Genomic DNA, 26,284 nt, shown 5'->3' on the forward strand with positions numbered 1-26,284 from the left:
CCTACCAGTACTTTTTATCTTTATGCACTAGATAACCGTGTGGGTGCCTCCCCTTAGGGTCTCGGTGAGTCCAGTGCACCACTCCGCCTTTAGCGTTCCACTCATACTCACCGTAAAAGGTGACGCTATCCCCCCGTTTGAGAGTGTTAATTCTCGGTGCTAAATCGATATTGTGCGCAATCAGCAACGTCTGTGACGAGGGTAGAGTTAGGATAAAACGTTGGTGCTGAGAGCCTTTGGTATCATCACTGAGAATGCGACTAACCTGGCCCTTGCCTAATACCTGAACATCGCTGCGCTGATTTTTCCAAAGAGATGCAAGGTCTGTATCGGTGGTGTCAGCACAGGCACTTAATGCAAGGCAAAGCCAGACGACGAGAGAGAAACGAAACAAACCGAGCGCACCGACTATTGGTCGGACCATACCGCAAACTCACTGCCGCCGGGCTCGGTAAATTGAAAGCGGCGGCCACCGGGAAAATCAAAGGTCGGCTGGATAATGGTGCCGCCAGCATTTAATACGGCCGCTTCTGTAGTGCTGAGGTCGCGACTGAAAAAAACAATAAGAGCTGCCCCGTTCTCAGTAAGGGATACCGTATCGCTGGTGAAAAACCCACCTTCTATGGTGTCACTGACAAACGCGGTGTAATCTGGGCCGTAGTCGGTAAAACGAAAATTGAAAACGGATTGAAAAAACGCTTTGCTGGCGGATAAGTTGCGCGAAGGTATTTCTAAGTATTGAATGTTTTGATGATAGTCCATATACACCTCGGCGCATTGAAGCGCCCTTAAAAAATCCTATTGCTTAACGGCGCCAAAATACAGGGCTAAACAAAACCAATAAGGTAAACACTTCTAGCCGGCCCAGAAGCATGGCAAAACACAACACCCATTTAGCGGGGCTGTTGATGTCACTATAGTGTGATGCTACCTGACCCATGCCGGGGCCGAGGTTAGTAATACAGGCGCCGACAGCAGAAAAAGCCGTTTGTAAGTCAAGCCCGGTAGCGATCAGCAATAGAAACATCGCGGCAAAAGCCACCACATACATAGCAAAGAAACCCCATACGGCTTCAATCACCCGGTCGGGTACGGTGATATTACCCACTTTTACGGCAATAACCGCATTGGGATGAATCAGCCGATGAATTTCACGCACCCCCTGTTTATACAGCAGTAAAACTCGAATGGCCTTCATGCCACCACCGGTTGAGCTGGCGCAGCCGCCGACAAACGCGAAAATAAATAGCATATACGGCAAAAAGCTGGGAAAGCTGGAATAGTTACTGGCGAACCCTGCGGTTGTCATGGTGGAGACGAAATTAAAGATCCCCAGAAAAAAGCTCTCGTTAAATGTATATGACTTCGATCCTGCCAAATAGGCGACGGTCACGACACAACCGACAACTATCCAATAGAGGAAAAATTTTAGTTCGGCATCGGCAAAATAATGACGCAAAGATTTCTCACGCCAAACAAAAAAGTGCAGAGCAAAATTAATACCGGCAATCAGCATAAACACGGTGCAGACCATCATGATTGCTGGCGATTGATAGTGCAAAATACTGGCGTCGTGGGTGGAGAAGCCACCGTTGGCAATGGTCGAGAATGCGTGACAGATTGCTTCAAACCAATTCATACCCGCTAAGCGATAGGAAATAGCACAGGCGAGCGTAAACACCAGGTACATAGTGAATAGCGCTTTGGCGGTTTCGGTAATGCGCGGGGTAAGTTTGTTGTCTTTAACCGGTCCCGGGGCTTCGGCACGGTATAACTGCATACCGCCAATACCCAGCATGGGCAAAATGGCAACGGCAATAACAATAATACCGATGCCGCCGAACCACTGAAGTTGCTGACGGTAAAACAGTATAGAGGGCGGCAGCGTATCCAGTCCCGTGATAACGGTAGCCCCGGTGGTGGTTAATCCAGATATGGATTCAAAAATAGCATCGGTAACCGATAAGTCGAGCCCGTTGGAAAAAAACAGTGGCACTGCACCGAAGGCGCCCAGTACAAACCAGAACAGGGCGGTAATCAAAAAGCCATCGCGAGTGCGCAAGTCAGCTCGGCTTTTGTAAACCGGTGCCCAGATGGCAAGACCGCAGCTGAAGGTGACCGCAAACGCGACTAAAAACGTCATATAGTTGTGGTCGTTAAACCACAGACTGACGCTGACTGGCGTGAGCAGTATCAGACTAAACATCATTAAGAGCACGCCGAGTACGCGGGCGATTACCGCAAAATGCATAGCGGCTCCGGGATGTAGGGTCGATTAACAGTGAGCATATTGACGGCCATATTTAAAAGAAGGTAAAGCCCACTTGAAATAACTTTTCGATGTCGCGGGTATGTTTTTTGTTGAGCAAAAACACAATCACATGATCACCGCTCTCCACCACAACATTGTCGTGGGCAATAATCACTTCACTGCCCGAACCTTTTTCACGCACTATCGCACCGATATTGGCCCCTTGGGGGAGGTCGATATCTTCGAGCGCCCGACCCACCACTTTAGAGGAGCTTTTGTCGCCGTGGGCAATAAGCTCAATGGCTTCGGCCGCGCCCCGGCGCAGCGAGTGAACGCTGACCATATCGCCCCGACGTACATGGGTTAATAAGCTGCCGATGGTGGTGGTTTGGGGGGAGATGGCGATATCAATATCGCCGCCTTGTACTAAATCGACATAGGCTGGGTTGTTAATTAGGGCCATGACCTTGCGAGCCCCTAAGCGTTTGGCCAACATGGAGGACATGATGTTGGCTTCGTCATCGTTGGTCAGAGCCAGAAACACATCAGTGTCTTCAATGTTTTCATCGGCCAGCAAATCTTGGTCGGATGCGCTGCCCTGCAGCACAATGGCCCGCTCCAAGTGTTCCGACAAATGCGCGGCTCGCTCTTTATTTTGCTCTACCACACGAACGCTGTAGCGGTTTTCCAGCTTGCGCGCTAAGCGCATACCAATATTGCCACCGCCGGCAATGATAATGCGTTTGTAGGAGGTTTCCATACGGCGCAATTCACTGATTACCGCACGGATATCGTTTTTGCCGGCAATAAAAAAGACTTCGTCATCCGCTTCAATGACTGAGGAACCGGTGGGCATAATAGCCCGGCCGCGTCGATAAATTGCCGCCACCCGGGTGTCGACCGAAGGCATATGCTCGCGTAAAAAACGCAGTTCTTGCCCAACCAGTGGCCCGCCGTGATACGCCTTTACCGCAACCAGTTGCACCTTGCCTTCGGCAAAGTCGAGTACCTGCAAAGCTCCCGGAGTTTCAATTAAGCGGTGAATATAATCAGAAACCAGTTGTTCGGGGCTAATCAGTACATCAATGGGGATGGAGTCGTTGGCAAATAACTTATTATTGGTCAAATAAGCGGTGGCGCGTACGCGAGCGATTTTTGTGGGCGTGCGAAACAGACTGTGGGCCACTTGGCAGGCGATCATATTGATTTCGTCGTTATTGGTGACGGCCACTAACATATCCGCGTCTTCCACCCCGGCTTGGATCAAAATATCCGGGTGTGAGCCTTCGCCGTTGACGACGCCAATATCGAGGCGATCGCGCAATTCACGCAAGCGTGCTTGATTGGTGTCAATAATAGTAATGTCGTTGGATTCGTCAGCGAGGTTTTCCGCTAAGCTGGCGCCCACCTGTCCTGCACCCAGAATAATAATTTTCATAAACCTGCCAGGTTATCCCTTAACATTGCGCTATGACTGATACATTCTTAATGGTAGCAACTTTACCGCTTTTGGCCGTCACTTGGCTATTTTTGTTAGCTTTGCGTAATAAAAGCCATCGTGATGATGGCTCGCTTGTAGCAATTGGCGGCCATGGGGTTGCGCAAGTCCCCAGTCGGCCTCAATACCGACAGATGCACAATCAGGGGTTCGGTTTACAAACGCCGCTACAACTTGGCTGTTTTCATCAGGCAGTGCCGAGCAGGTGGCATACAGCAGTATGCCACCTGGCTTTAGGGTTGCCCACAGAGCGTCGAGCAATCGGTTCTGCAGGTGAGTGAGAGTGGCAATGTCATCCGGGCGGCGCAGTAATTTGATATCGCTCTGGCGGCGGATGATGCCAGTGGCCGAACAGGGGGCATCGAGCAATATACGGTCGAAGAGCTTGCCGCTCCACCAGTCGGCGGTTTGACTGGCATCACCTTGTTGCACCTGGGCGTGAACACCCAGCCGGTCGAGATTTTCTTGCACGCGCTTTAGGCGTCGCTGATCGCAATCGAGTGCCACAACTTCCTCCAGTTGTGGCTGCAGCTGCAGTATGTGGCCGGTTTTGCCACCTGGCGCACTACAGGCATCGAGTACCCGCTGCCCCGGGGCCAACTCTAATAGCGGGGCGGCTAGTTGTGCCGCCTCGTCTTGTACGCTGACAAGGCCTGTATCGAAACCGGGTAGTCCGGTAGGGTCAGCCGGTTTGTCCAGCGTAATACCGCAGGAGCTATAGCGGCACGCTTTAGCTTCAATGTTCTGCTGGGTTAAGCGCTCCAGATAATCCTCGCGCGTTACTTGCTGGGTATCAATGCGCAAGCTCAACGGTGGATGAGCATTATTAGCCTCCAGCATTTGGGTATAGTGCTCTGGCCAAGCTTTGCGGTATGCATCGATTAACCACTGCGGGTGAGCTTTTTGAAATTCCGGGTTGCCGCCTAATTTGGCGACAATTGATTCGCCTTCGCGTTGGTAGCGTCGCAGGGCGCCGTTAATAACCCCCGTGGCCCAAGGTTTTTTCAGCGCTTTGGCGGCGCCAGCAGTTTCGCCAATGGCCGCATGATCGGGAATGCGCATAAAATCTAATTGATACAGGCCGAGCAACAGCAGCGCTTGAATATCGCTGTCTTTGGCGCGCAGGGGTTTATCCAGCAATTTGCGCGCGATCAGTTGCAGCCGGGGGTAGTAGCGCATGGTGCCATAACACAGCTCGCGCAACATTGCGTGATTACCCTCGTCTACTTGCTCTTGTACGGCGGGTAGGCTGCTGGCCAAAGAGCCCTTGTGGCGCAGTAAATCGGCCAGTACGCGAGCGGCGCCAATTCGCGGCTTCATGTATTGGGCTCCAGTAGCCGCTCACCCAAAGCGAATAATCCGGCGTTGCCTCGCAAAACATCGCTGACCGCCATAGCGCGTTTGCCGGGTAGCTGCAAAGATTCAATGCACAGGCTGCCACGGCCACAGGCGACGGTGATTTGATCTTCGCCAATCTGCACGATTTCACCCGGCGCGCCCTCTGTGGCGGGGCCCAGGCGGGCTTGCCAAATACGAATCCGGTCGTCGGGCGATTTCGCTGGGCGGGTAAAGGCGACGGGGAAAGGGTTAAACGCCCGAATCTTGCGGTGCAGCTCGGCCGCGTCTGCAGACCAATTCAACTCGGCTTCGGCTTTGGTGATTTTGGCGGCGTAGTTGGCCTCTGAGTCGTCTTGTGGCTGCGGCTGCGCTTTGTCGTCGGCCAATTGTTCTATCGCGCTTAACAGCGCCGGCCCGCCGAGAGACATTAAAGTGTCGTGCAAACTGCCGCCGGTGTCTTGATCCGTGATTGGGCAGCGTTGCTCTACTAGCATATCGCCTGTGTCCAGCCCCACATCCATTTGCATAATGGTCACGCCACTTTGGCTGTCGCCCGCCTCAATGGCGCGTTGTATAGGTGCCGCGCCGCGCCAGCGAGGCAGCAGCGAGGCGTGAACATTGATACAGCCTAGCCGCGGTGTGTCCAATACGGCTTTGGGTAGGAGCAATCCGTAGGCAACTACCACCATTAAGTCGGCGTTGAGGGCGGCCAGTTCGGCCTGAGCGTCGGCATCTTTTAAGCTTTGGGGTTGCAACACCTCAATACCGGCGGCTTCTGCGGCTTGTTTAACCGGGCTGGGTTTAAGCTTTTTGCCGCGTCCGGCGGGCCGGTCCGGCTGGGTATAGCAGGCGACAATCTGGTGGGGGCTATCGAGCAGAACGTGCAGATGGGCCGCCGCAAACTCGGGCGTGCCCGCGAAAATGATTCGCAGGGGTGTGGTCATAAACAGATCCGGTTGGTCATCGCGCGGCCTAGGCCTGGGCGCGATGTATTTTTTCCAGTTTTTTGCGAATTCGCTGGCGCTTTATCTGAGAGATATAATCGACAAACAATTTGCCGTTGAGGTGATCCAGCTCGTGTTGAATACACACCGCCAGCAGGCCATCTGGCTCGATGCTGTAAGGGTTGCCATCGCGATCGAGGGCATCGACGCGTATTTGCGTAGGACGGTCTACACTCTCATAAAAGCCGGGAACCGATAGGCAGCCTTCGTCGTAGGGCGCTTCGTCCTCGCCCAGCACGCTCACCTCGGGGTTGATAAACACCAAGGGTTCGGTCTGATCTTCCGAAATGTCCATAACGACAATACGTCGGTGAACATTGACCTGCGTGGCTGCCAAACCGATACCGGATGCGGCGTACATGGTCTCAAACATGTTGTCGAGCAGCGTGCGAACGCTATCGTCGACGTTTTCCACAGGCTTGGCAATAGTGCGCAAGCGAGGGTCGGGGAACTCAAGAATTTCAAGTAGGGCCATAAGCTTTGTGACAAACTTCTAGTAAAAAGGTAACAAGCGCTGCTAACATGATGATCGTACAGGAAATAACCTGAGTCTAAGCGTAAGCTCAGTGGTCGCGTAGCACGCTACTTTGCGCTATTATAACGTTTAAACCGCTCAGGACCGAACAAAAACAGGATCGGTTTCTATGAAAAAAATGATTTTTGCAATTCTGGCGCTCTCAGCGGCCAGTGTATTCTCTTGGGCCGAATCCTCGCCGTTCAAGTCCAACTCCCCCAGTGAGTACGTCGTGGTTGAGGGAGATACCCTGTGGGGCATCTCAGATACCTTCCTCGATGCCCCCTGGATGTGGCCTGAAATCTGGCACGCCAATCCCGAAATCGACAATCCGCATTTGATCTTCCCGGGCGATGTGGTGCGCATGGTGTACATTGATGGCCAGCCACGCCTGACGGTAGATCGCACGGTTCGTTTGGCCCCCTCGGGTGATGCCAAGCTCGAGCCAACCATTCGTGTACTGCCCATAGAGGCAGCGATACCGGCAATCTCGCTGGATAAGATCGCTTCCTATCTATCGCGCTCAACCATCGTGATGCCAGAAGATGTGGAGGCTGCACCATACATAGTGGGTGGTTCAGAAAAACGCTTGGTTATGGGCATTGGCGATACCGGTTACGCACGCGGTGATTTCCCCAGTGATATTCACAACTTCAGTGTATTTCGCGAGGGCGAGTCCTTTATTGACGAAAGCGGTGAAGACGAGGACCTGTTAGGGGTTCATGCCGTGGGTGTCGGTGCGGTTGCGATTGATAAAGTACAGGGCGACATAGCTCGGTTGCGGGTAACCCGTTCAGATAAAGAGCTGCGCGCCGGTGATATATTGTTGCCCAGTAAAGAGCGCTCGGTGGACTCTATTTTCTACCCCAGTGCACCCGATTTCCCTATTGAAGCCGAAATGATTGCAGTGGAAGGCGGGGTCAGCCAGATTGGCACCTTGGATGTAGCCATTGTTAACAAAGGTCGTCGCGACGGAGTGCAGGTAGGTAATGTCTTTGAAGGCTTTGTGCGCGGCGAACAAATTGCCGACCATGTTACGGGCGAAACTATTCAGCTGATGGATGAGTCCGCCGGCTTGGTGATGGTGTTCCGCACCTTTGAAAAATTAAGCTTCGTGATTGTGGTTGAGTCAACCCGCCCGATGGCGGTGGGGGATATTCTCCGCAACCCCTAACGATAAGCGCCGCTTGGTGCTGAGATAGCAGGAATCCAGCCATGGATGGCATCGAATCAATCTTAACCCTTTCCTATTTGCCGCAGTTGGGGCCCGCTCGTATTAAGCAATTGCACAGTGCGTTTGGCAGCTGCGCTGATGTGTTAGAGCGCGATCCCCAAGTTCTCGCCGGTTATATGCCAGAGGTCGCACTGACAGAGCTCGGACACTGGCACCGCAACCCTGATCACCCCATTCGTGAACAAGTAAAGCGCGACAGTGACGCTTTGCACAGGCAGGAATCGACAATATTAACGTTTCTGGGGCATGAGCATTACCCAGAGCTTCTCTACAACATCAGTGCGCCACCGCCATTTTTAACGATACGCGGTAGTATCACGACGCTAGAGCTGCCGCAGATAGCGATGGTGGGTACCCGTCGCCCTACGGCTGGCGGTCGCGATGTGGCTCGCAGTTTTGCCCGGTACCTAGCAGGTGCGGGTTTTGCTATTACCAGCGGGTTGGCCTTGGGGGTGGATGCCTGTGCCCACCGCGGTGCTTTAGAGGCCAAGGGCGTTACTCTGGCGGTGCTTGGTACTGGATTGGATACAATATACCCCGCGCGCAACAGAGCCTTAGCGGATGAAATTGAAGCCGCAGGCGGCACTTTAATCAGTGAATTTTTACCTGGAACGGCACCCGAGGCCAAAAACTTTCCCCGTCGCAATCGGGTCATTAGTGGCTTAAGCTTGGGCACTATGGTGGTCGAAGCGGCGGTAAAAAGTGGTTCTTTAATTACTGCACGATACGCCCTAGAGCAGGAGCGCGAAGTTTTTGCCGTACCGGGGTCGATACACAACCCCATGAGTCGCGGCTGTCATGCCTTGATAAAAGACGGTGCCAAGTTAGTAGAAACCGCCGATGATATTATCGATGAGTTGGGGGCAGCAATTGCGTATAAAAAACAGCAATGTTCCCAACCCCAAGAGAAAGCACCCGAACAGCACTGGTTGTTACCGTTTATGGGATACGATCCGGTCAGTGTTGACAGTTTGTGCGAGCGCAGCGGTGCCAACACCTCGGAAATCACCCCGGCATTGCTAGAGCTAGAACTAGACGGCCTAATTGAGCAGCGCGGCTGTCACTACTGCCGCATCTGTTGAGCTAGTGAGTCGATTTTTGGCGGCTAGTGTCATGCTCTGGATGTGTCTGACTATCAGCCTCTATATGCCGGTAAGCGTAGACGCCTAAATAGACCATAATCAGTACAATGGCGACGATGGTGGCCACGCTGAGCACTAAAACGAAATCGAACATAAGGTTTCTCCAGCCATAATCAATACGTTTAGCTTATTCCCTGTAAAATGTAAGGTTATTGATGTAGGTCAAACTAGGTTAGATTCGTTGTTTGGTGAATTAATCTAAGGTAAATTTGCCGCTTGTTGGCGCGAGTCAGTTTTTAGGATCGCGTTTTTATTGACACTTCTTTGTCTAAAGTGATCCCCGGAAAGTAATGTTGTGACTATTTGGCTCAATCATCAACGTATTGTGCATGCGGCCCAAGTGATGAGGGCGGGCGGTGTTATTGCCTACCCAACGGAGTCCGTGTGGGGGTTGGGGTGCGATCCGGCCAACCATCATGCCATTAGGCGCCTGCTTCAGCTCAAGCGGCGTCCGCGTCATAAAGGGCTGATATTAATTGCGGCCGAAAGTGATCAAGTGGCACCTTGGCTTGCGTCCGTAAGCGCTGAACAGCGGGAGCAATTACGGGCCACATGGCCTGGGCCGAACACGTGGTTGGTACCTAACCGAGGGTTGGCTTCTCACTGGGTGGTGGGAGATCATACAAGTGTTGCTTTGCGGGTAACTAACCATCCAGTGGCTAAAGCACTATGCATGGCCTTTGGCGGACCTATTATCAGTACCTCGGCCAATCCGCAAAAGCGGCCCGCAGCTAAAACATCCATACACGTTAGGCGTTATTTTGGCGCCCAGCTAGATGCCATTGCTCCTGGGCAGACCGGTGGCAACCCCAACCCATCAATGATTCGCGACTTAGCGAGCGGCTCAATTGTTCGCGGGTAAGAATCCATAAGCTGGTTAATTGCTCGGGTGTACCCTAAGTCCGGTGCTGGTACAATGGCGCCCCTTGAGAGGACACTATGACAGATACCCCCGATAAAGCTTCCGTAAAAACGTATTTACTGGAACTGCAAAACCGTATTTGCCAGGCCCTGGAAGAGGTAGATGGCGGTCAATTTCAGCAAGATGAATGGCGCCGCCCTGAAGGTGGCGGTGGGCGCTCACGGGTGCTGGCTGATGGCGCGGTGATCGAAAAAGGCGGCGTTAATTTCTCCCATGTTACCGGCGGGCAGATGCCGGCTTCGGCTACGGCGCACCGTCCCGAATTGGCCGGGCGCTCATTCGAAGCGATGGGGGTGTCTTTAGTGATACACCCGAATAACCCCTACGCGCCTACCTCGCACGCCAACGTACGTTTTTTTATCGCCGAAAAAGAAAACGAGGCACCGGTTTGGTGGTTTGGCGGCGGCTTTGACTTAACCCCTTATTACGGCTATATCGAGGACTGTGTGCACTGGCACAAAGTGGCCCAAAAAGCGTGCGAGCCGTTGGGTGACGAGGCCTACCCACGCTATAAAGACTGGTGTGACGAATACTTCTATCTGCCCCATCGCAAAGAGGCTCGAGGAGTGGGCGGATTATTTTTTGACGATTTAAACGCTCCGGGGTTTAGCAAAAGCTTTGAGTTTATGCGCTCGGTGGGCGACGCCTATACCGAGGCCTATATGCCTATTTTGCGCAGTCGAAAAGACACCCCATTTGATGATCGCCAGCGCCAGTTTCAACTCTATCGGCGCGGTCGCTATGTTGAATTTAATTTAGTCTACGATCGTGGCACTTTATTTGGCTTGCAAACAGGGGGGCGCACCGAGTCTATTTTAATGTCGTTGCCACCGCTGGTGCGCTGGCAATATGATTATGCCCCCGAAAAAGACAGCCCCGAAGCGGCACTCGCGCGAGACTTTTTGCCGGCCCGAGACTGGTTGGCCGACTCCTAAACGATAATAAAGACAGTAAGCGTTCGGTAAGAAACATCTGTTAACTTTGCCGCACGTTGACACAGTAGGTACCCCATGACGGACAGTTACGCAGTATTTGGCAATCCTATTGCCCAGAGTAAATCCCCGGTAATACATCGCCAGTTTTGCGATCAAACCGGTGAGGATATGAGCTACACCAAGCAATTAGTGGATGAGGGCCAATTTAAACAAGCGGCGGATGATTTTTTTGCCGCTGGTGGGCGTGGTTTGAATATAACCTCGCCTTTTAAACTGGATGCTTTCTCTTATGCCGATCACTTAACCGCGCGGGCGGAACGAGCCGGAGCGGTTAATTTACTGATCAAAGAGCCAGACGGTAAATTACTGGGTGATAACTCTGACGGTATTGGCATGGTCAATGACATGTTAAACCTAGGCTGGGAAATTGCCGGTAAGAGAATTTTGATGTTAGGTGCAGGCGGGGCAGTGCGAGGTGTTTTGCAGCCGCTGCTCAATCAAGAGCCCGAATCGATTACTATCGCCAACCGCACCTTAGCCAAGGCTGAAGATTTAGCCCAAGGTTTTCACGATTTGGGCAACCTAAAAACGAGCAGTTTTTCGGATCTGGCCGGTAAGCAATTTGATTTAATTATTAACGGTACCTCTGCCAGCCTGCGCGGCGATTTACCGCCCCTGCCGGACGGTTTAATAACAGATCATACAGCCTGTTATGACATGACCTACGCCGCAGAGCCGACCGTTTTTTTGACTTGGGCACAGCACCAAAAAGCGGCTCAATTAGCGGATGGCTTGGGTATGTTGGTTGGCCAGGCAGCCGAGTCTTTTTATGCTTGGCGACATATCCGCCCGGAAGTGGTGCCCGTTATTACTGATCTGCGCCGCAAAATGAACGAGAGTAAAAAGAAGGCGGGTTAACCTTAAGTGGCGGAGAATTAGTAGTGGCCGTACTTGGCATAAACCTCGGCACCAGTCATTTTCTCCGTGTGCTCTTGAGCGGCGTAATAGTCGGGCTTTTCCTCAATAAATACTTCTTGGCGCAAGGTAAATGACGTCTCGGGAAACAGGCCGGCTGATAAAATATATTCGTCGTTTGGCCGCAAATAGTAAAATAAATGTGTGCCACAGGTGGCGCAAAATCCACGTTCTGCCCACTCGGATGATCGGTAACGGCGCGGAGTATCTCCGCTGAAGGTGACGGGCCCGCTACAGTGTACCGCGTGCAGTGGACCGCTGGTCCAGCGACGGCACATACGGCAGTGGCACAAGCCAGCATCGGTTTGGGTTTCGGTCGATACCTGGATAGCACCGCACAAACACTGGCCTTGCATACACAACTCCCTTACAAGCACGGCCGTATCGGCCGTGGCATTAAGTGATTAAGCGGAAAACCTAGGTTTCGGCAGTGTCTACGGAGGGTTTTTCGTGGCGATGGCCTTTAACGGCGCCTTTGCGATGTGCGAGGGCGGCTTCCAGTTTTTTAGCGGCTTGCGCGATGGCGCTGTACATATCTTGGTGGGAGGCTTGTACTGCCACCGGTGCGCCGAGATACTGGGTGGTAACTTCGATGCTTTGCGAGGCGCGCTCAACCGTGAGCGTGACATTGGCCGCGTCGAGCTGGGGAAAGTGGCTGGCAACCTTGCCTAATTTTGCTTCTACGTTTTCTTTGATTGCGTCGGTAACAGTGACGTGATGCCCGGAAAGATTGATTTGCATAGGGTTTTCCTTCCTCTACCTCTGTGAAGTGACAATTGTTGCCCGAGATTAAATCACCGAGCCACGCTTTAAACATGAGCCTGAATAGACAAAAATTCAAGTGGGGAAATCAATTAAATTTAATCAATGAGTCACAAGTCGACATTTGTTAATCAACCTGTATGTTTTGTAACCTGTGTAGGCTCGTTAGTGACTTAGCAGGGCTTTTTAAAGGAACTCTTATGTGGATTCAGACCGAGATATCAATGCCGCCTAAGGCGCGTGGCTTTCATTTGATTACCGATGAAATAGAGCGCCAATTGCCCGATATGAGTGCAATTGCGGTGGGGTGGGCACAGATTTTCATTAAGCATACCTCCGCCAGCTTAACGCTTAATGAAAATGCTGACCCAACGGTTCGTGGCGATTTAGAACGTCATTTTAATCAATATGTACCCGAACGCGCGCCCTACTACCAACACGATTACGAGGGTGACGATGATATGCCTGCCCATATTAAAAATTGTATTTTAGGCTCCAGCCTTATGCTACCAATATCTAAAGGGCGATTTAATCTGGGTGTCTGGCAAGGGGTGTACTTGTGTGAACATCGCAATCGGGCTGGTGGTCGACAATTGGTAGTAACACTCAATGGCGAAGCAATGTGAGCAGCGCCTGAGCGGTCTGCAAGATCCCTTGCAAGCTTAATGATGGCGAAACCCTAGCGTGAAATTGCGTAAATGAGCCGGGTGATTATCGGGTAAAAGGGCTCTGGCGCCGAGGATTGTCGACATCGATCGACAGCAACAGGTTTATCGAACAAAGATGTAAGGGCCGACTATACTAGAAATAGTTGCACTCAACTTGCGTAAAACAATTTAGAAGCCCTGCCGACAGGTTAAGCCCTATTGGTTGCAGGGCCGTTATAGCTCTTGAGTATAAGAGAAACTTCTGTCATTGTTGATTGGCAGTATTAGTATGTTAATACATGGGTTTTACCGTGTGTGACTGACATAACCGTTTAATATGTGAGCAACAATAACAGCTCGGTTCACAGGTATAAAATGACCCTAGACCTCTTTCAACGACTTTCCTACAAACTGGCGCGTACCAGTTTTGTGGTTGTTGTCGTACTGGGGGTGCTAGTGGCAAGCCTGCAAGTCTATTTAGATTTTCGCACCCAATATCGAGAAATACTCAATAACGTAGAAGAAATTAGTCGAGTCAGTCGTAACTCGGCTCAACGCGCTGTGTTTTTATTGGATGAAAATTTAGCCGAGCAGGTAGTCCAGGGCTTGGCTGAATACCGGTTTTTAAGCCAAATAGCCATCTTTGATGACCAGAACCACCTTATGGCTCAGCACCACCAGGCTATCCAGCCCAGCCAGTCGCTCTGGCTAACCCGTCTTTTGGTAGGGGGGAAAGAAAGTTTTGAATACCCACTGATTGCCGAGGATGGCATGGTAATGGGAACGCTAAAGCTGGAGCTGAATAAAGATCGAGCGCTCAACCCTTTTTATCATCGAGCTTGGCGGGTTCTACTGACAGGTTCGGTGCGCAATTTCGGTATCGCCTTGGTTTTAGTGATGGTGTATCACTTTTTATTGACCCGCCCACTGGTTACCCTCGCTACCCGATTTGCCGCGCTGGATCACGCTCGGGTTCCGGTTAGCAATATTCCTCATCTGCGTAAACATGAGCACGATGAGTTGGGTTATATCGTTAATTCAGCCAACCGTTTGCTGGATAACTTTAATGAAAAACACGCCGAGCTCAAACAACAGCAACAACAACTGAGCCTGATTTTAGATGCCAGCCCCAATCAAGTATTTGCGGTGGATTTAGAAGGAACTTTGTTGTTTTATAATCAGGCATTTAAGCGTTATTTCGGGGCCGATCAGGCGAGCAATTATTTTGATTTGATTACCGAATGCGGTATTGAAGAAAGCGAGCAAATTCGAGCGTTGTTGCAGCGCGTGGGAAGAAAGCAGGCCCCCGTCTTTAATCGCCAGCAGCATTTCAGTGGTCTTCACAATGAAAGCCACATTATGCAAATGTCGTTAGTGCCCTTTGTCTCCGAACATATCACCCGTGTAATCGTTGTTTTGAATAATATTACCGAGTTGGTGGAAGCTGAGGAGCGAGTTGAGTATTTGGCCTATTGCGACACCCTGACCGGGCTTGCCAATCGCAATAAAATACTGGAGCAGCTGCAAGAGGATATTCATCGCTGCAAGGCCAGCAACCGCTACGGCGCACTGGTGCTTATTGACTTAAATGAGTTTAAGCGTATCAACGATACTATGGGCCATTCGCTGGGCGATGAACTCTTGCTGCATTTATCTGAGCGCATGGCAAAAAAGGTGCGTGAGCCTGAGACACTGGCCCGTTTGGGTGGTGATGAATTTATCCTCAGTATGCCAGAAGTGGGTACCACACAAGAAGAAGCGCGCAGTCGCGCGGAGCAAGTTGCCGAGCGGTTTTTACAAACCATCAATGAGCCGGTAACCCTAGCCAACCAAGACTTTGCGGTACAGGCAACCGTGGGCATAGCCCTTTACCCTTTAGGGGATGTCACGGTCGAAACCTTATTGTCGCAAGCCGATACCGCTCTGAATGAGGCCAAGCGTCGTGCCAGTGGGGCGGTTCAGGTATTCGAGCCGCAAATGGCAGCGGAAGTAAACCGGCTACTGCAATTGGAATCCGATATCAGGCTCTCCTATCAAGAACACCATTTTTCTTTTTACTTGCAACCGCTGATAGATCTACACGCGCGCTCACTGGTAGGGGGCGAGGCGCTCATCCGCTGGTTCCACCCTATGCGCGGTGTGGTATCACCGGGGGAGTTTATCGGGTTTTTAGAAAACTCAGAGATGATCAATCTAGTCGGTATGCAATTATTGGATGATGTGTGCCAGTTTATTCGTCGTCATAAAGAGCAGGGGCGCTTCCCACCTGATATGCGAATAGCGGTTAATATCAGCGAGCGGCAATTGTACGATGCAGACTTTGTGGGCAAATGTATTTCCGTATTGCGCAAATACAAATTACCCGGCAGTTGTTTAGAGTTTGAAATTACCGAGGGCGCGGCTCTCCACAATCTCGATGAGGTAGTGGATAAAATGCGCAAACTGCAGAACGAAGGTATCACTTTTGCTCTGGATGATTTCGGCACTGGTTACAGTTCTCTGAGTTATCTCAAGCGGTTGCCGGTAAATAAAGTCAAAATCGATAAATCCTTTATCGACGATATCACCATCGACCCCCAAGATGCTGCCATGGTGGCTTCTATTATTGCCATTGCTCGCAATATGAACCTGTTGATTGTGGCCGAAGGCGTTGAGACAGACGCGCAAGCACAGTGGCTGGCACAGTACGATGAAATATTGATTCAAGGCTATTTATTCGACAAGCCTTTACCCCCGGAAGTGTTCTCGCAAAACTACCTGCCTAAACCACCCAGCTATTAATCCCTGTTACAGAGAAGCCCCACTTTAAGAGGCGTGAGTTGGCCCGCGGTTGGCCAATTGTGTTGCTCGGCAAGCTTGAGTCTTCGTTGTTGTCGGTGGTCACTGTGGGGGTGAGTGGTCAACCAGCTAAGCGTTTGTGCGTCTTGTTCGCTGATCATTTCAAACAAATCGCCACTGCCATTAATGTGTCCGTAATGACGTAATAGAGCCTGATACGCCCAGGCATCCGCCTCTCGTTCAAACTCGCGTGAATAACTGAGCAGTGCCAATGAGCCGCTGAGCCCCGCTAATTGGCCAGCGTTGCTCTGGCCAAACAATAGAGCTACCGAAAGCGAGAGTCCCAATTGCTGTGCGGCCGAGCGAATAGGGTGGCGCAGGTGTAGATGGGCAAGCTCGTGGGCGAGGACAAAGGCAAGCGCTTGTTCAGAGTTCATTTTACAGAGCAGTCCATCAAATATCACTATATGTCCCCCTAGGGTGGCATAGGCATTGATAGCCTCAGAGTTGTTTCGGTGTAGGGTAAAAGTGATGTCTGGGTCTAGTCCGCCCGCTTGGGCGATTTGCTCGGTTAATGTTTGCAGGTAAGCGGGTGAGTCTGTGCCTGATGATATTTGCCACTGCTCGGTTAAGGTGCGCTCCCAGGCAAAAGGGGTTAAGCGGGTAAGTTCAGTCAGTAACAGTAGTAATAGCCAGAAAAGAACAGCAAAAACGCCGACCACCATGGCTAAACGGCGCAATAAGTCCGCCAGCCATGGACCACTTTGAGCATTAATATGCTCAGGTGGTAGGCGGTTGTGATAGGCCATGAGGGGGAATGAGCGCGGTGCCATAGGCCACCACCTCCAGGCAAGCGGTGCCTGCCCGGGCGCTGCGCCCGGCAATGGCGGCGGTTTGTAACTTCATATTAAAAACGCTTTGCGCCCCCAGTTGCTCTGCTTGCTCTTTCATACGCAAAATTGCTTCGCGCCGGGCACGATCGAGCAAGGTTTCGTAGGTGTCTAAACGCCCGCCTACCAGCATGCGCAGCACGGCGATAAAGCGCTTGAAGTAATCGGCGGAAATCACCACCGAGCCAACTACCAGCGCTGTGGTGGGCGCTGGTAGTTGTGGCGGCGGTAGGCGCTGGGGGTAGGTTAAGATGCCCACCAGTGCCCGCTCGCGCTGACGAATACTTTGGTAGTGACGCTTTTCAGCAATAGAGCCAAAAATAAGCCCACAGAGCATCAAAATAGAAAAGAGTACCAGTGGCCCAATAAACTGCATTAGTGCGGCAGACACAGCTTACGCTAGCTCAACGGCGGTGCCGTAAACAAATAATTCACTGGCGCCCTGAGCCACCGAGCTGGTGGAAAAACGCACATTCAAAATAGCGTTGGCGCCAATGGCTTGTGCTTGCGCCTGCATGCGTGCCATGGCTTCCTCGCGCGAATCGTTGAGCAGTTCGGTATAGCCTTGTAACTCACCGCCAAATACATTTTTAAAACTGGCGGCGATATCGCGCCCGACATGCTTGGCGCGCACCGTACTGCCTTGCACCAGTCCCAAATGCTCTTTAACCCGGCGGCCGGGCACTACTTCCAAGTTGCTGATTAACATATATTCCTTGCTCTAACGTCGTGTGAATTCAGTATAGGTGATTGAACCTTGTTGATTGCGGTTAATTACACTTCGGCTAAATACTGATCTTTAAGACGGACGTAATTGTTGGCCGAATAACAGAAAAAGTCGCGTTCTTTGTGGTTTAGGGGGCGCACCTGTTTGGCGGGACTGCCCATATACACAAAGCCGGATTCTAATCGTTTGCCCGGCGGCACCAAGGTGCCGGCCCCGATGACCACTTCGCTCTCAATGATGGCCCCGTCCAAAATAGTAGCGCCAATGCCCACCAGTACCCGATCGCCGATGGTACAGCCGTGCAGGCAGGCGCTGTGGCCTACCGTCACATCCGAGCCAATAGTCAACGGATAGCCCTCGGGGTTAAACGGTCCGGCATGGGTAATATGCAGTACCGTGTTGTCTTGAATACTGGTGCGTTCGCCTATACGTATAGAGTGCATATCACCGCGTGCCACAGCAAAAGGCCAGACGGAGGAGTCTGCGCCAATACTGACATCGCCGATTATCAGCGCTTTGGGGTCGACAAAGGCCCGCTCGCCCAACTGGGGGTGGTGACCTTGAAACGAACGAATGTTATCCGCTGTCGTGGTGGAATTCATAGTGGGTACCTCTGCTAAGCGGTGTATCATAGCCAGTATAAGGGGTGAGCCAGGCTCTGGGTTGAAAATAAGCCTGAACATACCCTATTTAATATCGGCCCCAGAGTATAACGGCTGTGGGCCCTAAACCGGAGGAAAAATGACCGATTCCCTAGCGCAAAACCCCCTACTGAGCGATCAGCCACTGCCCCTGTTTGACGAAATAAAACCCGAGCATATTGTGCCTGCTGTCGAGCATCTTATCGCCGAGGGGCGAGCGCATTTGGAGCGGTTATTGGCCTGTAACGATAAGCCCACCTGGGACAATCTGGTCGCGCCGCTGGAGGCTGAAGATGACAGGCTGGAGCGCGCTTTCTCGCCGGTGAGTCATTTAAATGCGGTGGTTAATTCGCCAGAGTTACGCGAAGCCTACAACACCAGCATAGCTTTGTTGACCGAGTACAGCACCGAGGTGTCGCAAAATCGCGACTTGTACAACGCCTACAAAGCTCTGGCAGAGAGTGATGAGTATTCAGCGCTGAGTACCGCCCAGAAAAAAGTGGTTGATAATGCCCTGCGCGACTTTGTCTTGGGCGGTGTCGCACTGGATGGTGAAGACAAGCAGCGCTTTGCCGATATCTCCCGACAAAAGTCTGAGCTGTCCACCCGTTTTGCCAACAATGTGCTTGATGCCACCGGGGCTTGGTATTTGCATTTCGACAGCGCAGATTCTCTCGCCGGCTTGCCCGAGTCGGCCATCGCGCAAGCGCGTCAGGCAGCCGAACAAAAGCAGGATGATCAAGACAACCCACTATCGGGGTATGTTGTTACTCTGGATTTTCCCTCTTATCTGGCGGTCATGATGTACGCTAATGACCGCACCCTGAGGGAAAAAATGTATCGGGCATTTGTCACCCGGGCCAGTGCCGATGGTAAAAAAGCCGATGGCAGTAGCGCCGCAGAGTGGGACAATACGGCGTTGATTGCCGAAACACTTAAGCTGCGCCACGAGCAGGCGCAGCTGCTCGGCTTTGCCAGCTACGCCGAGCGCTCGCTGGCCACTAAAATGGCCGATAGTCCCGAACAAGTATTGGGTTTTTTACACGAGCTGGCGGAAAAGTCTCGCCCGCAAGCTCTGCAAGATGTGGCCGAACTTAAACAATTTGCGACCGAGCAGGGGTGTGACGATTTACAGGCCTGGGACCTAGCCTATTACAGTGAAAAGCTGCGCAAGCAAAAATACGATATTTCACAGGAAGAGCTGCGTCCTTATTTCCCAGCCGAAAAAGTCATTAGCGGAATGTTCGATGTAGTAGCCCGGTTGTTTGATATCGACATTGTTCCGGTGGCGGCATTTGCTAGCTGGCACCCGGATGTTCGTTTTTACCAGATTTACCGCAACGGTGAACAGGTGGCGAGCTTTTATCTCGATTTGTTTGCTCGCGAACACAAGCGCGGCGGCGCTTGGATGGCGGATTGCCGTGTGCGCCGTCAAACCGAATCGGGTCTGCAATTGCCGGTTGCCTTTTTAACTTGTAACTTTACTCCGCCGGTGGGCGATACGCCTTCACTGTTGACTCACGACGAAGTCACCACCTTATTCCACGAGTTTGGTCACGGCCTTCACCACATGCTAACCGCCATTGATGTTGCGGCCGTTAGCGGTATTAATGGGGTGGCTTGGGATGCCGTCGAACTGCCCAGTCAGTTTTTAGAAAATTGGTGCTGGCAGAAAGAAGTAATAGGTAAAATGTCCGGCCACTTTGAAACCGGCGAGCCACTGCCGGAGGCGCTACTTGATAAAATGTTGGCGGCGAAGAACTTTCAGTCGGGCATGCAAATGATGCGGCAGCTTGAGTTCTCGCTGTTTGATTTTCGCCTGCACGCCGAATACAACCCTCTTAACCCAGTGCCAGCAGCCGTGCTGTTGGATGACGTTCGGCGCGAGGTGGCAGTTGTTCCGCAACCGGCGTTTAACCGGTTCGAAAACGGTTTTAGCCATATCTTTGCCGGTGGCTACGCGGCGGGTTACTACAGCTATAAGTGGGCGGAAGTGTTATCGGCCGATGCCTTTTCTGCGTTTGAAGAAGAAGGTATTTTTAACAATCAAACCGGCCATCGGTTTATGCAGTCAATCTTAGAGCAAGGTGGTTCGGCCGAGCCCATGCAACTGTTTATTCGCTTTCGTGGGCGCGAACCCTCAATTGAGCCGCTGTTAAAACACAGTGGACTTATCGCGGAGGCATCATGAGCAGTTATAGCGAAACCCCCCGGTTTTTAGCCGGGGCCATTTGCCCTAAATGCGAAGCTCTAGATCGTATTAAAGTCTACTCGAAAGACGGAAAGGATTATCGCGAATGTGTTACCTGCGGTTTTCAGGATGAAATGCACTTTACTTCAGCCGCCAAAGAATTAGAGACTCGTGTTAATGCGCAGAAGCACACTGTGCCCACCGAGGTGGTCAACATCGTTAAGCTGTCGGATCAATAATCAAACTGTTCTTACAATCGCTCGCGATCGAAATTAAGAAAAATGGCCCTGTCTGACGCCAGGCAAGGCCAGCGAGATATTTCTACCGACCAACCACTTTGCTGGTGGCGGGCAAAAAACTTGTCAAAGACGGCGCCAGAAAAACTGTACTCACTTAACAATAACTCAGCGGAAAAAATGACTGCCTGATCCAGCTCGTTGGCAAAAGGCTCGCCAATCAATTCGTGTGCGATTAAATTGGCGCGTGTCGTGTCCATAGGCACTAGCGGTTGGCCGCAGCGCAAAATAAATCGATCGTTAATTTCCTCCAGTAAACGATGAGCCAAATAGGCTTCGTCCAGCAGTGATTCGAGTGGGCTGTGCTCGGTGATTAAGTCGGGTGGTTTGAGGAAGTAATCGGTGGCAATAGTCAGTAAAGGTTGCACTTGTGGCAGTAGTTCAGAGTCGGCAGCCATTTCATAAATGGCTTCAACAAAATCGGGTACATGTTCGATATAGCGCACCACAAAATCGGCCAGTAATAAAGGTGCTGAGTCGGCCGGCAAACTGATAGAGGCATGTAAAGAAGAGGTGCGGTCCGCCAAGCGTTCCACCAAAGACGTCGTCCCTCTTGGTTGCTCAATGGCATGTTCTACAATGTCCCGAATGCGTCCAATCTGTCCCTGAAAGGTGGCGGTGTCCGAGTGTCTGCCAGCCATGGGCGTCTCGCTTGCGTGATTGAAATTGTCAGGGGCGTGCATTCGGTTTCCTTATGAAAACAACGGAGTTGCTTAAAAAGTAATATAAATAAGCACTAATGCAAGTTTGCAGAGAGATTAAAATCTTATTAGCACTAGCCGGAATTATACAAATAGGTATAACCGCGCGATTTAACCTAAAGGGTTATGTGTGCCAGCGACGTTTAAAACATCAGCGCGTTGATAAAAATTTCGCAGGTGGATTGATGAACAATACCCCCGCCATAAATAAGCCGCGGCTGACGTTAAAAAGACAAAAAGCTAACCAGAGCCCAGTATTACCCCAGCTTGTGCTTAACCACCAAGCGGGGAAAAACACCATAAGCATGCAGCCGAGCATGGTGTTTTGCATGGCACGAGTCATGCCCATGCCAATAAAAATACCATCCAGTTGATAACTCCAAACTGCCAATAACGGCAATGCAATCATCCACGGGTATTGTCGATTTGCCTCAAGCAAAACCTCAGGCAATTGTGTAAAAAGTTGTAACAAAGGCTCTTGGCCCAACCAAAACAGAACGCTGATCAAAAAAGCGCTGGCCGCGGCCATAATCGTAGTGGCATTAATAATTCGTTTTAACTCGTGTTGGTTATTGGCGCCAACCGCTTTACCGCACAAGGCTTCGGCGGCGTGAGCGAAACCGTCAAGCGCGTGGGAAGTTATCATTAATAGCTGCAATAAAATGGCATTCGCGGCAACAATAGTGGTGCTGGCCCGGGCGCCTTGAGCTGTGAAGAACGTAAATACACCTAAGAGGCACGCTGTGCGAATAAACAAATGTCGGTTAATGGTCAATAGCGGCACGTATTCTCGCCAGGCCCACAATCGTTGCCAGTGCTCACGAATCGAGTTGGTTAAGGTTAAAGCTGATAAGTGGCGGCGCAATAAATAAAGGCCGCAGGTAAGCCCACTGTACTCGGCAAGCACGCTGGCATAAGCGGCGCCGTCACTGGCCCAACCGAGCCCTAAAATAAAAAGACAATCAAGAGCAATATTAAGTGCATTGGTGAAAAATAAAATGATTAGCGGGCTGCGAGTATTTTGCTGGCCAATACACCAACCAATAATAGTGTAATTAAGCAATGTGGCCGGAGCGCTGTAAAAGCGAATTTGACAGTAGCGCTTGGCCAGCTCTAACGTTTCTGGAGCCGGCTGCATCCACAACAGAGCGAACTTTATTATCCAGCCACTGGCCAACACTAAGGCAAAGGCCAGCGCGAGCGCCAGTATCGCTGAGCGGAGCCACAGAGTTAACGTTTCGTCCCAGTTTTGCCCGCCCACGGCACGGGCCACCAAGCTGGTGGTGCCCATTCGTAAAAAACCCAACGACCAAAATACGAGGGTGATGATACTGCCTCCAACCGCTACGGCCCCCAAGTAGGCGGCCGATGGAAGGTGGCCCAATATGGCCGTATCGACAGTACCCAATAAGGGAACGGATAGGTTGGTCAGCATGATTGGCCACACCAGGGGCCAGATGCCAGAACTGGTTTGGCGCCAGCGGGAAAATATAGACAAAGTTGCGCTCATTGGCGGAAGTTGGCCAGAATTTGGCTGAAAAAACCTATTTTCTCACAGACTATAGTGCGTGTGAAATGCGATAAAGATATTGACTTTTGTGCCGCGTTATGGCCTTATAAAATCTGTAGTTGCGACGATTTGCCGCAGTTTATTTGTCGTACCCTTCCGAATTTCTTCGCTGGTACCCAATAAGCTAGGCCCAGTATCTACTGTTTCAGTAAATACTGTTGTGACTGTGTTTAAGGCGCTTGGAGTCTCGTTTAGTTGCTCCTAATAAACGAGTGGTGGCTTGTCACCACAACCCGCTGGGTTGGGTTCTCGTTTGGGTAACATTTAACCGCGTCTCAGCTGTCTATAGGCGGCTCTTAATCAGTTGCTACTAAGTTAGTGGCGCAGGATTAGTGCAGGTTGTGCCTCTGGTATAAGAGTGACAGGCTCTATAAATAAAAACACTTGTGGCGGTCACTCCGCATAAAGTGTTTGGCTGTGTGGCTGGCTAGCATACCGTGATCTAGGCCACTCACGAGCAGTAAAATCATGCAGGCAACGAATGTGCCTGCCTAATAATAAGCATAATGAAACTAAACGGAGAAGATGGGCAATGTTGAAAACAGCACGTGGCCTTTGTGCCTGGTTGCTTGGTTTCGCGGTGCTGTTGTCATCCAACTGGGTGCTAGCAGAGCAAACTGAGCAGTTGAAGTTCAATATGACCCGGGGGGTGACGCCGGTCAGTCAAGACATACACGGACTTCATATGCTGATGTTCTGGTGGTGTGTCGGCATCGGTGTGGTTGTGTTTGGCATCATGTTTTTCAGCATGTTTGTACATCGCAAGTCTCGGGGTGTAAAACCCGCCAACTTCCATGAAAGCACAATACTTGAGCTTACCTGGACGGCAATTCCATTCGCAATTCTAATCGCCATGGGCATCCCCGCCTCAAAATCCCTAATCGAACTCTACGATACTTCCGAGTCACAAGTGGATGTATTGATCACCGGTTATCAGTGGCGCTGGAAATACGAAATTTTAGGCGAAGACGTTAGCTTTTTTAGTAACCTCTCCACCCCGCGCGACGAAATCACCGGTTTTGCCGAGAAAAACCCCAATTATCTACTTGAGGTGGATGAGCCTCTGGTGTTGCCCGTGGATAAAAAAGTCCGCTTTATCGTCACTGCCAACGATGTCATTCATAACTGGTGGGTGCCGGCTTTTGGTGTTAAGCGCGATGCGATTCCAGGCTATACCAACGAATCTTGGGCTGTGATCGAAGAGCCGGGTGTCTACCGAGGCCAGTGCGCTGAATTGTGCGGTAAAGATCACGGCTTTATGCCGATTGTGGTGGAAGCTAAATCCGAAGCTGACTACCGCGCTTGGCTGGAAGAGAAAAAAGCCGCCGCTGCCGCCCTAGCCGAGCTGACCGAAAAAACCTTTACCTTTGATGAGCTCTACGCCAAAGGCGAAGAAGTGTATAACCGCTCTTGTGCCGCTTGCCACCAGGCTAGTGGTGAAGGGGTTCCGGGTGCCTTCCCTAGTTTGAAAGAAGGCATTACGGTCGGACCGATTGAACAACATATTGATGTAGTAGTGAATGGTGTTCCCGGTACGGCCATGCAGGCCTTTGGCGAGCAGTTGTCAGAAGTCGACATTGCCGCCGTCGTCACTTACGAACGTAATGCTTGGGCAAATAACATGGGCGATCTCGCTCAGCCGCTCGATATTTATAATCATAAACAGGGCAAATAGGAGGTAGACAATGGCTCACGGTCCCGCAAAAGGTATTACGCGCTGGTTGTATACCACCAACCACAAAGACATCGGTAGCATGTACTTGTGGTTCAGTTTTGCAATGTTCTTTTTGGGTGGCATATTCGCCCTGGTGATTCGCGCCGAGTTGTTCCAACCCGGGCTGCAAATCGTTGAACCGAATTTCTTTAACCAAATGACCACCATGCACGGTTTAGTGATGGTGTTCGGTGCAGTGATGCCCGCCTTTGTTGGCTTGGCAAACTGGATGATTCCTATGCATATTGGCGCGCCAGATATGGCCTTGCCACGTATGAATAACTGGAGCTTCTGGATTCTGCCGTTCGCGTTCGCCATGTTGTCGTCCACCTTGTTTATGCAAGGCGGGGCACCCAACTTCGGCTGGACGTTCTACGCACCACTGTCCACCACCTACGCACCCCCCTCGGTGACCTTCTTTATTTTTGCCGTGCACATCATGGGCGCCAGCTCGATTATGGGGGCCATTAATATCATCGCCACCATCGTCAATATGCGCGCTCCTGGCATGACCTACATGAAGATGCCACTGTTCGTTTGGACTTGGTTAATCACGGCTTTCTTGCTGATCGCGGTAATGCCCGTGCTGGCTGGTGTGGTCACCATGATGTTAATGGACATCCACTTCGGCACCAGCTTCTTTGATGCCGCCGGTGGTGGTGATCCGGTTCTGTTCCAGCACGTGTTCTGGTTCTTCGGTCACCCCGAGGTGTACATCATGATCTTGCCGGCCTTCGGTATTGTCAGCGCGATTATCCCAACCTTCGCGCGCAAGCCACTGTTCGGTTACGCCTCTATGGTGTATGCCACAGCCGCCATTGCCTTTTTGAGCTTTGTAGTTTGGGCGCACCATATGTTTACCGTGGGCTTACCCATCGCCGGTGAGCTCTTCTTTATGTGGGCGACCATGCTGATTGCGGTACCTACCGGGGTGAAAATCTTTAACTGGGTGGCGACCATGTTCCGCGGCGCCATGACCTTTGAAACGCCGATGTTGTTCTCAATTGCCTTTGTGATTTTGTTTACCATTGGTGGTTTCTCGGGTCTGATGCTTGCCATAGCGCCGGCGGATTTCCAGTATCACGATACCTACTTTGTGGTCGCTCACTTCCACTATGTTCTGGTGCCCGGTGCGATCTTCTCGATCACCGCCGGCGTGTACTACTGGCTGCCCAAGTGGTGCGGCAACATGTACAACGAAACCATGGGTAAAATGCATTTTTGGCTGGCGTTTATCGGCCTGAATGTCACCTTCTTCCCTATGCACTTCTCGGGCTTAGCGGGTATGCCGCGTCGTATTCCCGATTACAACATGATGTTTGCCGACTGGAACATGATCTCTTCAGTGGGTGCCTTCTTGTTTGGTGCCGCTCAGGTAATGTTCTTGTACAACGTCATTGCAACCATCGTTTCGGGCAAAAAAGCCACCGACGAAGTGTGGGAAAACCCAGAAGGTTTGGAGTGGACAGTTGCGTCACCGGCGCCTTACCACACCTTTTCAACACCACCGGAGTTGAAATAACCCATCGCCTAGGCGCGCGGTTGAGAAATAAA

General features: G+C 51.4%; 27 protein-coding genes. 11 read left to right on the forward strand and 16 right to left on the reverse strand.

The genetic code is table 11. The features are described 5' to 3' along the window. Position 1 precedes the first annotated feature (1 nt). From Q4526_RS00345 to def, 7 genes are all read right to left on the reverse strand, one after another. Positions 2-424 carry a DUF3465 domain-containing protein gene (locus tag Q4526_RS00345; protein WP_215974717.1) on the reverse strand — a complete coding sequence of 141 codons (423 nt, stop codon included), beginning with the start codon at positions 422-424 and terminating at the stop codon, positions 2-4. Further along, positions 409-762 (reverse strand): VOC family protein, encoded by a 354-nt coding sequence (locus Q4526_RS00350; RefSeq protein WP_215974718.1) that lies wholly within the window; start codon positions 760-762, stop codon positions 409-411. Before Q4526_RS00350 ends, Q4526_RS00345 begins: the two co-directional genes overlap by 16 nt. Positions 763-805: 43 nt before the next feature. Continuing rightward, the gene (locus tag Q4526_RS00355; RefSeq protein ID WP_215974719.1) at positions 806-2,251 is read right to left on the reverse strand and encodes a TrkH family potassium uptake protein; all 1,446 of its coding nucleotides are present in this window, start codon (positions 2,249-2,251) and stop codon (positions 806-808) included. Between the two features lie 52 nt (positions 2,252-2,303). Further along, positions 2,304-3,689, reverse strand: a complete 1,386-nt coding sequence (gene trkA / locus Q4526_RS00360; RefSeq protein ID WP_215974720.1) for a Trk system potassium transporter TrkA — start codon at positions 3,687-3,689, stop codon at positions 2,304-2,306. Positions 3,690-3,767: 78 nt separating this feature from the next. Next, positions 3,768-5,069 carry a 16S rRNA (cytosine(967)-C(5))-methyltransferase RsmB gene (gene rsmB / locus Q4526_RS00365; RefSeq protein ID WP_215974721.1) on the reverse strand — a complete coding sequence of 434 codons (1,302 nt, stop codon included), beginning with the start codon at positions 5,067-5,069 and terminating at the stop codon, positions 3,768-3,770. After that, complete coding sequence (gene fmt, locus Q4526_RS00370; RefSeq protein ID WP_215974722.1) at positions 5,066-6,031, reverse strand: methionyl-tRNA formyltransferase; 966 nt, start codon at positions 6,029-6,031, stop codon at positions 5,066-5,068. The genes rsmB and fmt overlap by 4 nt, the downstream gene beginning before the upstream one ends. A 28-nt stretch (positions 6,032-6,059) precedes the next feature. Further along, on the reverse strand, positions 6,060-6,566 hold the full coding sequence (def, locus tag Q4526_RS00375; RefSeq protein WP_215974723.1) for a peptide deformylase: 507 nt from the start codon (positions 6,564-6,566) through the stop codon (positions 6,060-6,062). A gap of 169 nt (positions 6,567-6,735) precedes the next feature. Between def and Q4526_RS00380 the strand changes: the two genes are divergently transcribed. After that, positions 6,736-7,779 (forward strand): LysM peptidoglycan-binding domain-containing protein, encoded by a 1,044-nt coding sequence (locus Q4526_RS00380; RefSeq protein WP_215974724.1) that lies wholly within the window; start codon positions 6,736-6,738, stop codon positions 7,777-7,779. A 41-nt stretch (positions 7,780-7,820) separates the two neighbouring features. Continuing rightward, positions 7,821-8,921 carry a DNA-processing protein DprA gene (gene dprA / locus Q4526_RS00385; protein WP_215974725.1) on the forward strand — a complete coding sequence of 367 codons (1,101 nt, stop codon included), beginning with the start codon at positions 7,821-7,823 and terminating at the stop codon, positions 8,919-8,921. A 1-nt stretch (position 8,922) separates the two neighbouring features. Here dprA and Q4526_RS00390 read toward each other — a convergent pair whose 3' ends face one another. After that, positions 8,923-9,075: a DUF3149 domain-containing protein gene (locus tag Q4526_RS00390; RefSeq protein ID WP_215974726.1), complete on the reverse strand. Its 153-nt coding sequence runs from the start codon at positions 9,073-9,075 to the stop codon at positions 8,923-8,925. Between the two features lie 201 nt (positions 9,076-9,276). Here Q4526_RS00390 and Q4526_RS00395 point away from each other — a divergent pair, with 201 nt between their 5' ends. The 3 genes from Q4526_RS00395 to aroE all read left to right on the forward strand — a co-directional run bounded on the left by Q4526_RS00395 (position 9,277) and on the right by aroE (position 11,756). After that, a complete protein-coding gene (locus tag Q4526_RS00395; RefSeq protein ID WP_303609483.1) occupies positions 9,277-9,843 on the forward strand; it encodes an L-threonylcarbamoyladenylate synthase in 567 nt (188 codons plus the stop codon). A gap of 77 nt (positions 9,844-9,920) precedes the next feature. Next, positions 9,921-10,838: an oxygen-dependent coproporphyrinogen oxidase gene (gene hemF, locus Q4526_RS00400; RefSeq protein ID WP_215974727.1), complete on the forward strand. Its 918-nt coding sequence runs from the start codon at positions 9,921-9,923 to the stop codon at positions 10,836-10,838. A gap of 75 nt (positions 10,839-10,913) precedes the next feature. Continuing rightward, entirely contained in the window at positions 10,914-11,756 is an 843-nt protein-coding gene (gene aroE, locus Q4526_RS00405) for a shikimate dehydrogenase (protein WP_215974728.1), read from the forward strand. 17 nt (positions 11,757-11,773) lie between these two features. On the opposite strand, the gene Q4526_RS00410 is transcribed toward aroE, so the two are convergent. Then, entirely contained in the window at positions 11,774-12,169 is a 396-nt protein-coding gene (locus tag Q4526_RS00410) for a GFA family protein (RefSeq protein ID WP_215974729.1), read from the reverse strand. 61 nt (positions 12,170-12,230) lie between these two features. Then, the gene (gene raiA / locus Q4526_RS00415; protein ID WP_215974730.1) at positions 12,231-12,554 is read right to left on the reverse strand and encodes a ribosome-associated translation inhibitor RaiA; all 324 of its coding nucleotides are present in this window, start codon (positions 12,552-12,554) and stop codon (positions 12,231-12,233) included. A 221-nt stretch (positions 12,555-12,775) separates the two neighbouring features. Between raiA and Q4526_RS00420 the strand changes: the two genes are divergently transcribed. Both Q4526_RS00420 and Q4526_RS00425 read left to right on the forward strand, forming a co-directional pair. Beyond that, on the forward strand, positions 12,776-13,201 hold the full coding sequence (locus Q4526_RS00420) for a secondary thiamine-phosphate synthase enzyme YjbQ (RefSeq protein ID WP_215974731.1): 426 nt from the start codon (positions 12,776-12,778) through the stop codon (positions 13,199-13,201). Positions 13,202-13,597: 396 nt separating this feature from the next. Continuing rightward, a complete protein-coding gene (locus Q4526_RS00425) occupies positions 13,598-16,003 on the forward strand; it encodes a bifunctional diguanylate cyclase/phosphodiesterase (RefSeq protein ID WP_215974732.1) in 2,406 nt (801 codons plus the stop codon). On the opposite strand, the gene Q4526_RS00430 is transcribed toward Q4526_RS00425, so the two are convergent. The 4 genes from Q4526_RS00430 to Q4526_RS00445 form a co-directional block, all read right to left on the reverse strand. Continuing rightward, positions 16,000-16,833: a M48 family metallopeptidase gene (locus tag Q4526_RS00430; RefSeq protein WP_215974733.1), complete on the reverse strand. Its 834-nt coding sequence runs from the start codon at positions 16,831-16,833 to the stop codon at positions 16,000-16,002. The genes Q4526_RS00425 and Q4526_RS00430 overlap by 4 nt on opposite strands. Then, positions 16,781-17,281, reverse strand: coding sequence for a YbjQ family protein (locus tag Q4526_RS00435; protein ID WP_303604400.1), 501 nt, complete (start codon positions 17,279-17,281; stop codon positions 16,781-16,783). Before Q4526_RS00435 ends, Q4526_RS00430 begins: the two co-directional genes overlap by 53 nt. Positions 17,282-17,284: 3 nt before the next feature. Then, positions 17,285-17,599, reverse strand: a complete 315-nt coding sequence (locus tag Q4526_RS00440) for a YbjQ family protein (protein WP_215974734.1) — start codon at positions 17,597-17,599, stop codon at positions 17,285-17,287. A gap of 65 nt (positions 17,600-17,664) precedes the next feature. Continuing rightward, positions 17,665-18,219, reverse strand: coding sequence for a gamma carbonic anhydrase family protein (locus Q4526_RS00445; RefSeq protein ID WP_215974735.1), 555 nt, complete (start codon positions 18,217-18,219; stop codon positions 17,665-17,667). A 139-nt stretch (positions 18,220-18,358) separates the two neighbouring features. Between Q4526_RS00445 and prlC the strand changes: the two genes are divergently transcribed. Further along, positions 18,359-20,449 carry an oligopeptidase A gene (gene prlC, locus Q4526_RS00450; RefSeq protein ID WP_215974736.1) on the forward strand — a complete coding sequence of 697 codons (2,091 nt, stop codon included), beginning with the start codon at positions 18,359-18,361 and terminating at the stop codon, positions 20,447-20,449. After that, a complete protein-coding gene (locus Q4526_RS00455; RefSeq protein WP_215974737.1) occupies positions 20,446-20,688 on the forward strand; it encodes a YheV family putative zinc ribbon protein in 243 nt (80 codons plus the stop codon). Before prlC ends, Q4526_RS00455 begins: the two co-directional genes overlap by 4 nt. A gap of 11 nt (positions 20,689-20,699) precedes the next feature. On the opposite strand, the gene Q4526_RS00460 is transcribed toward Q4526_RS00455, so the two are convergent. Next, positions 20,700-21,428, reverse strand: coding sequence for a hypothetical protein (locus Q4526_RS00460; RefSeq protein ID WP_215974738.1), 729 nt, complete (start codon positions 21,426-21,428; stop codon positions 20,700-20,702). A gap of 169 nt (positions 21,429-21,597) precedes the next feature. After that, positions 21,598-22,881, reverse strand: coding sequence for an MATE family efflux transporter (locus Q4526_RS00465; protein WP_215974739.1), 1,284 nt, complete (start codon positions 22,879-22,881; stop codon positions 21,598-21,600). Between the two features lie 667 nt (positions 22,882-23,548). On the opposite strand from Q4526_RS00465, the gene coxB reads away from it, so the two are divergent. Together coxB and ctaD are read left to right on the forward strand one after the other, a co-directional pair. Further along, positions 23,549-24,691, forward strand: a complete 1,143-nt coding sequence (gene coxB, locus Q4526_RS00470) for a cytochrome c oxidase subunit II (protein WP_215974740.1) — start codon at positions 23,549-23,551, stop codon at positions 24,689-24,691. A 10-nt stretch (positions 24,692-24,701) separates the two neighbouring features. Then, on the forward strand, positions 24,702-26,252 hold the full coding sequence (ctaD, locus tag Q4526_RS00475) for a cytochrome c oxidase subunit I (RefSeq protein ID WP_215974741.1): 1,551 nt from the start codon (positions 24,702-24,704) through the stop codon (positions 26,250-26,252). The last annotated feature ends 32 nt before the right edge of the window (positions 26,253-26,284 follow it).

This window comes from Gilvimarinus sp. 2_MG-2023 (assembly GCF_030547685.1).
In the GTDB taxonomy this organism is placed as follows: domain Bacteria; phylum Pseudomonadota; class Gammaproteobacteria; order Pseudomonadales; family Cellvibrionaceae; genus Gilvimarinus.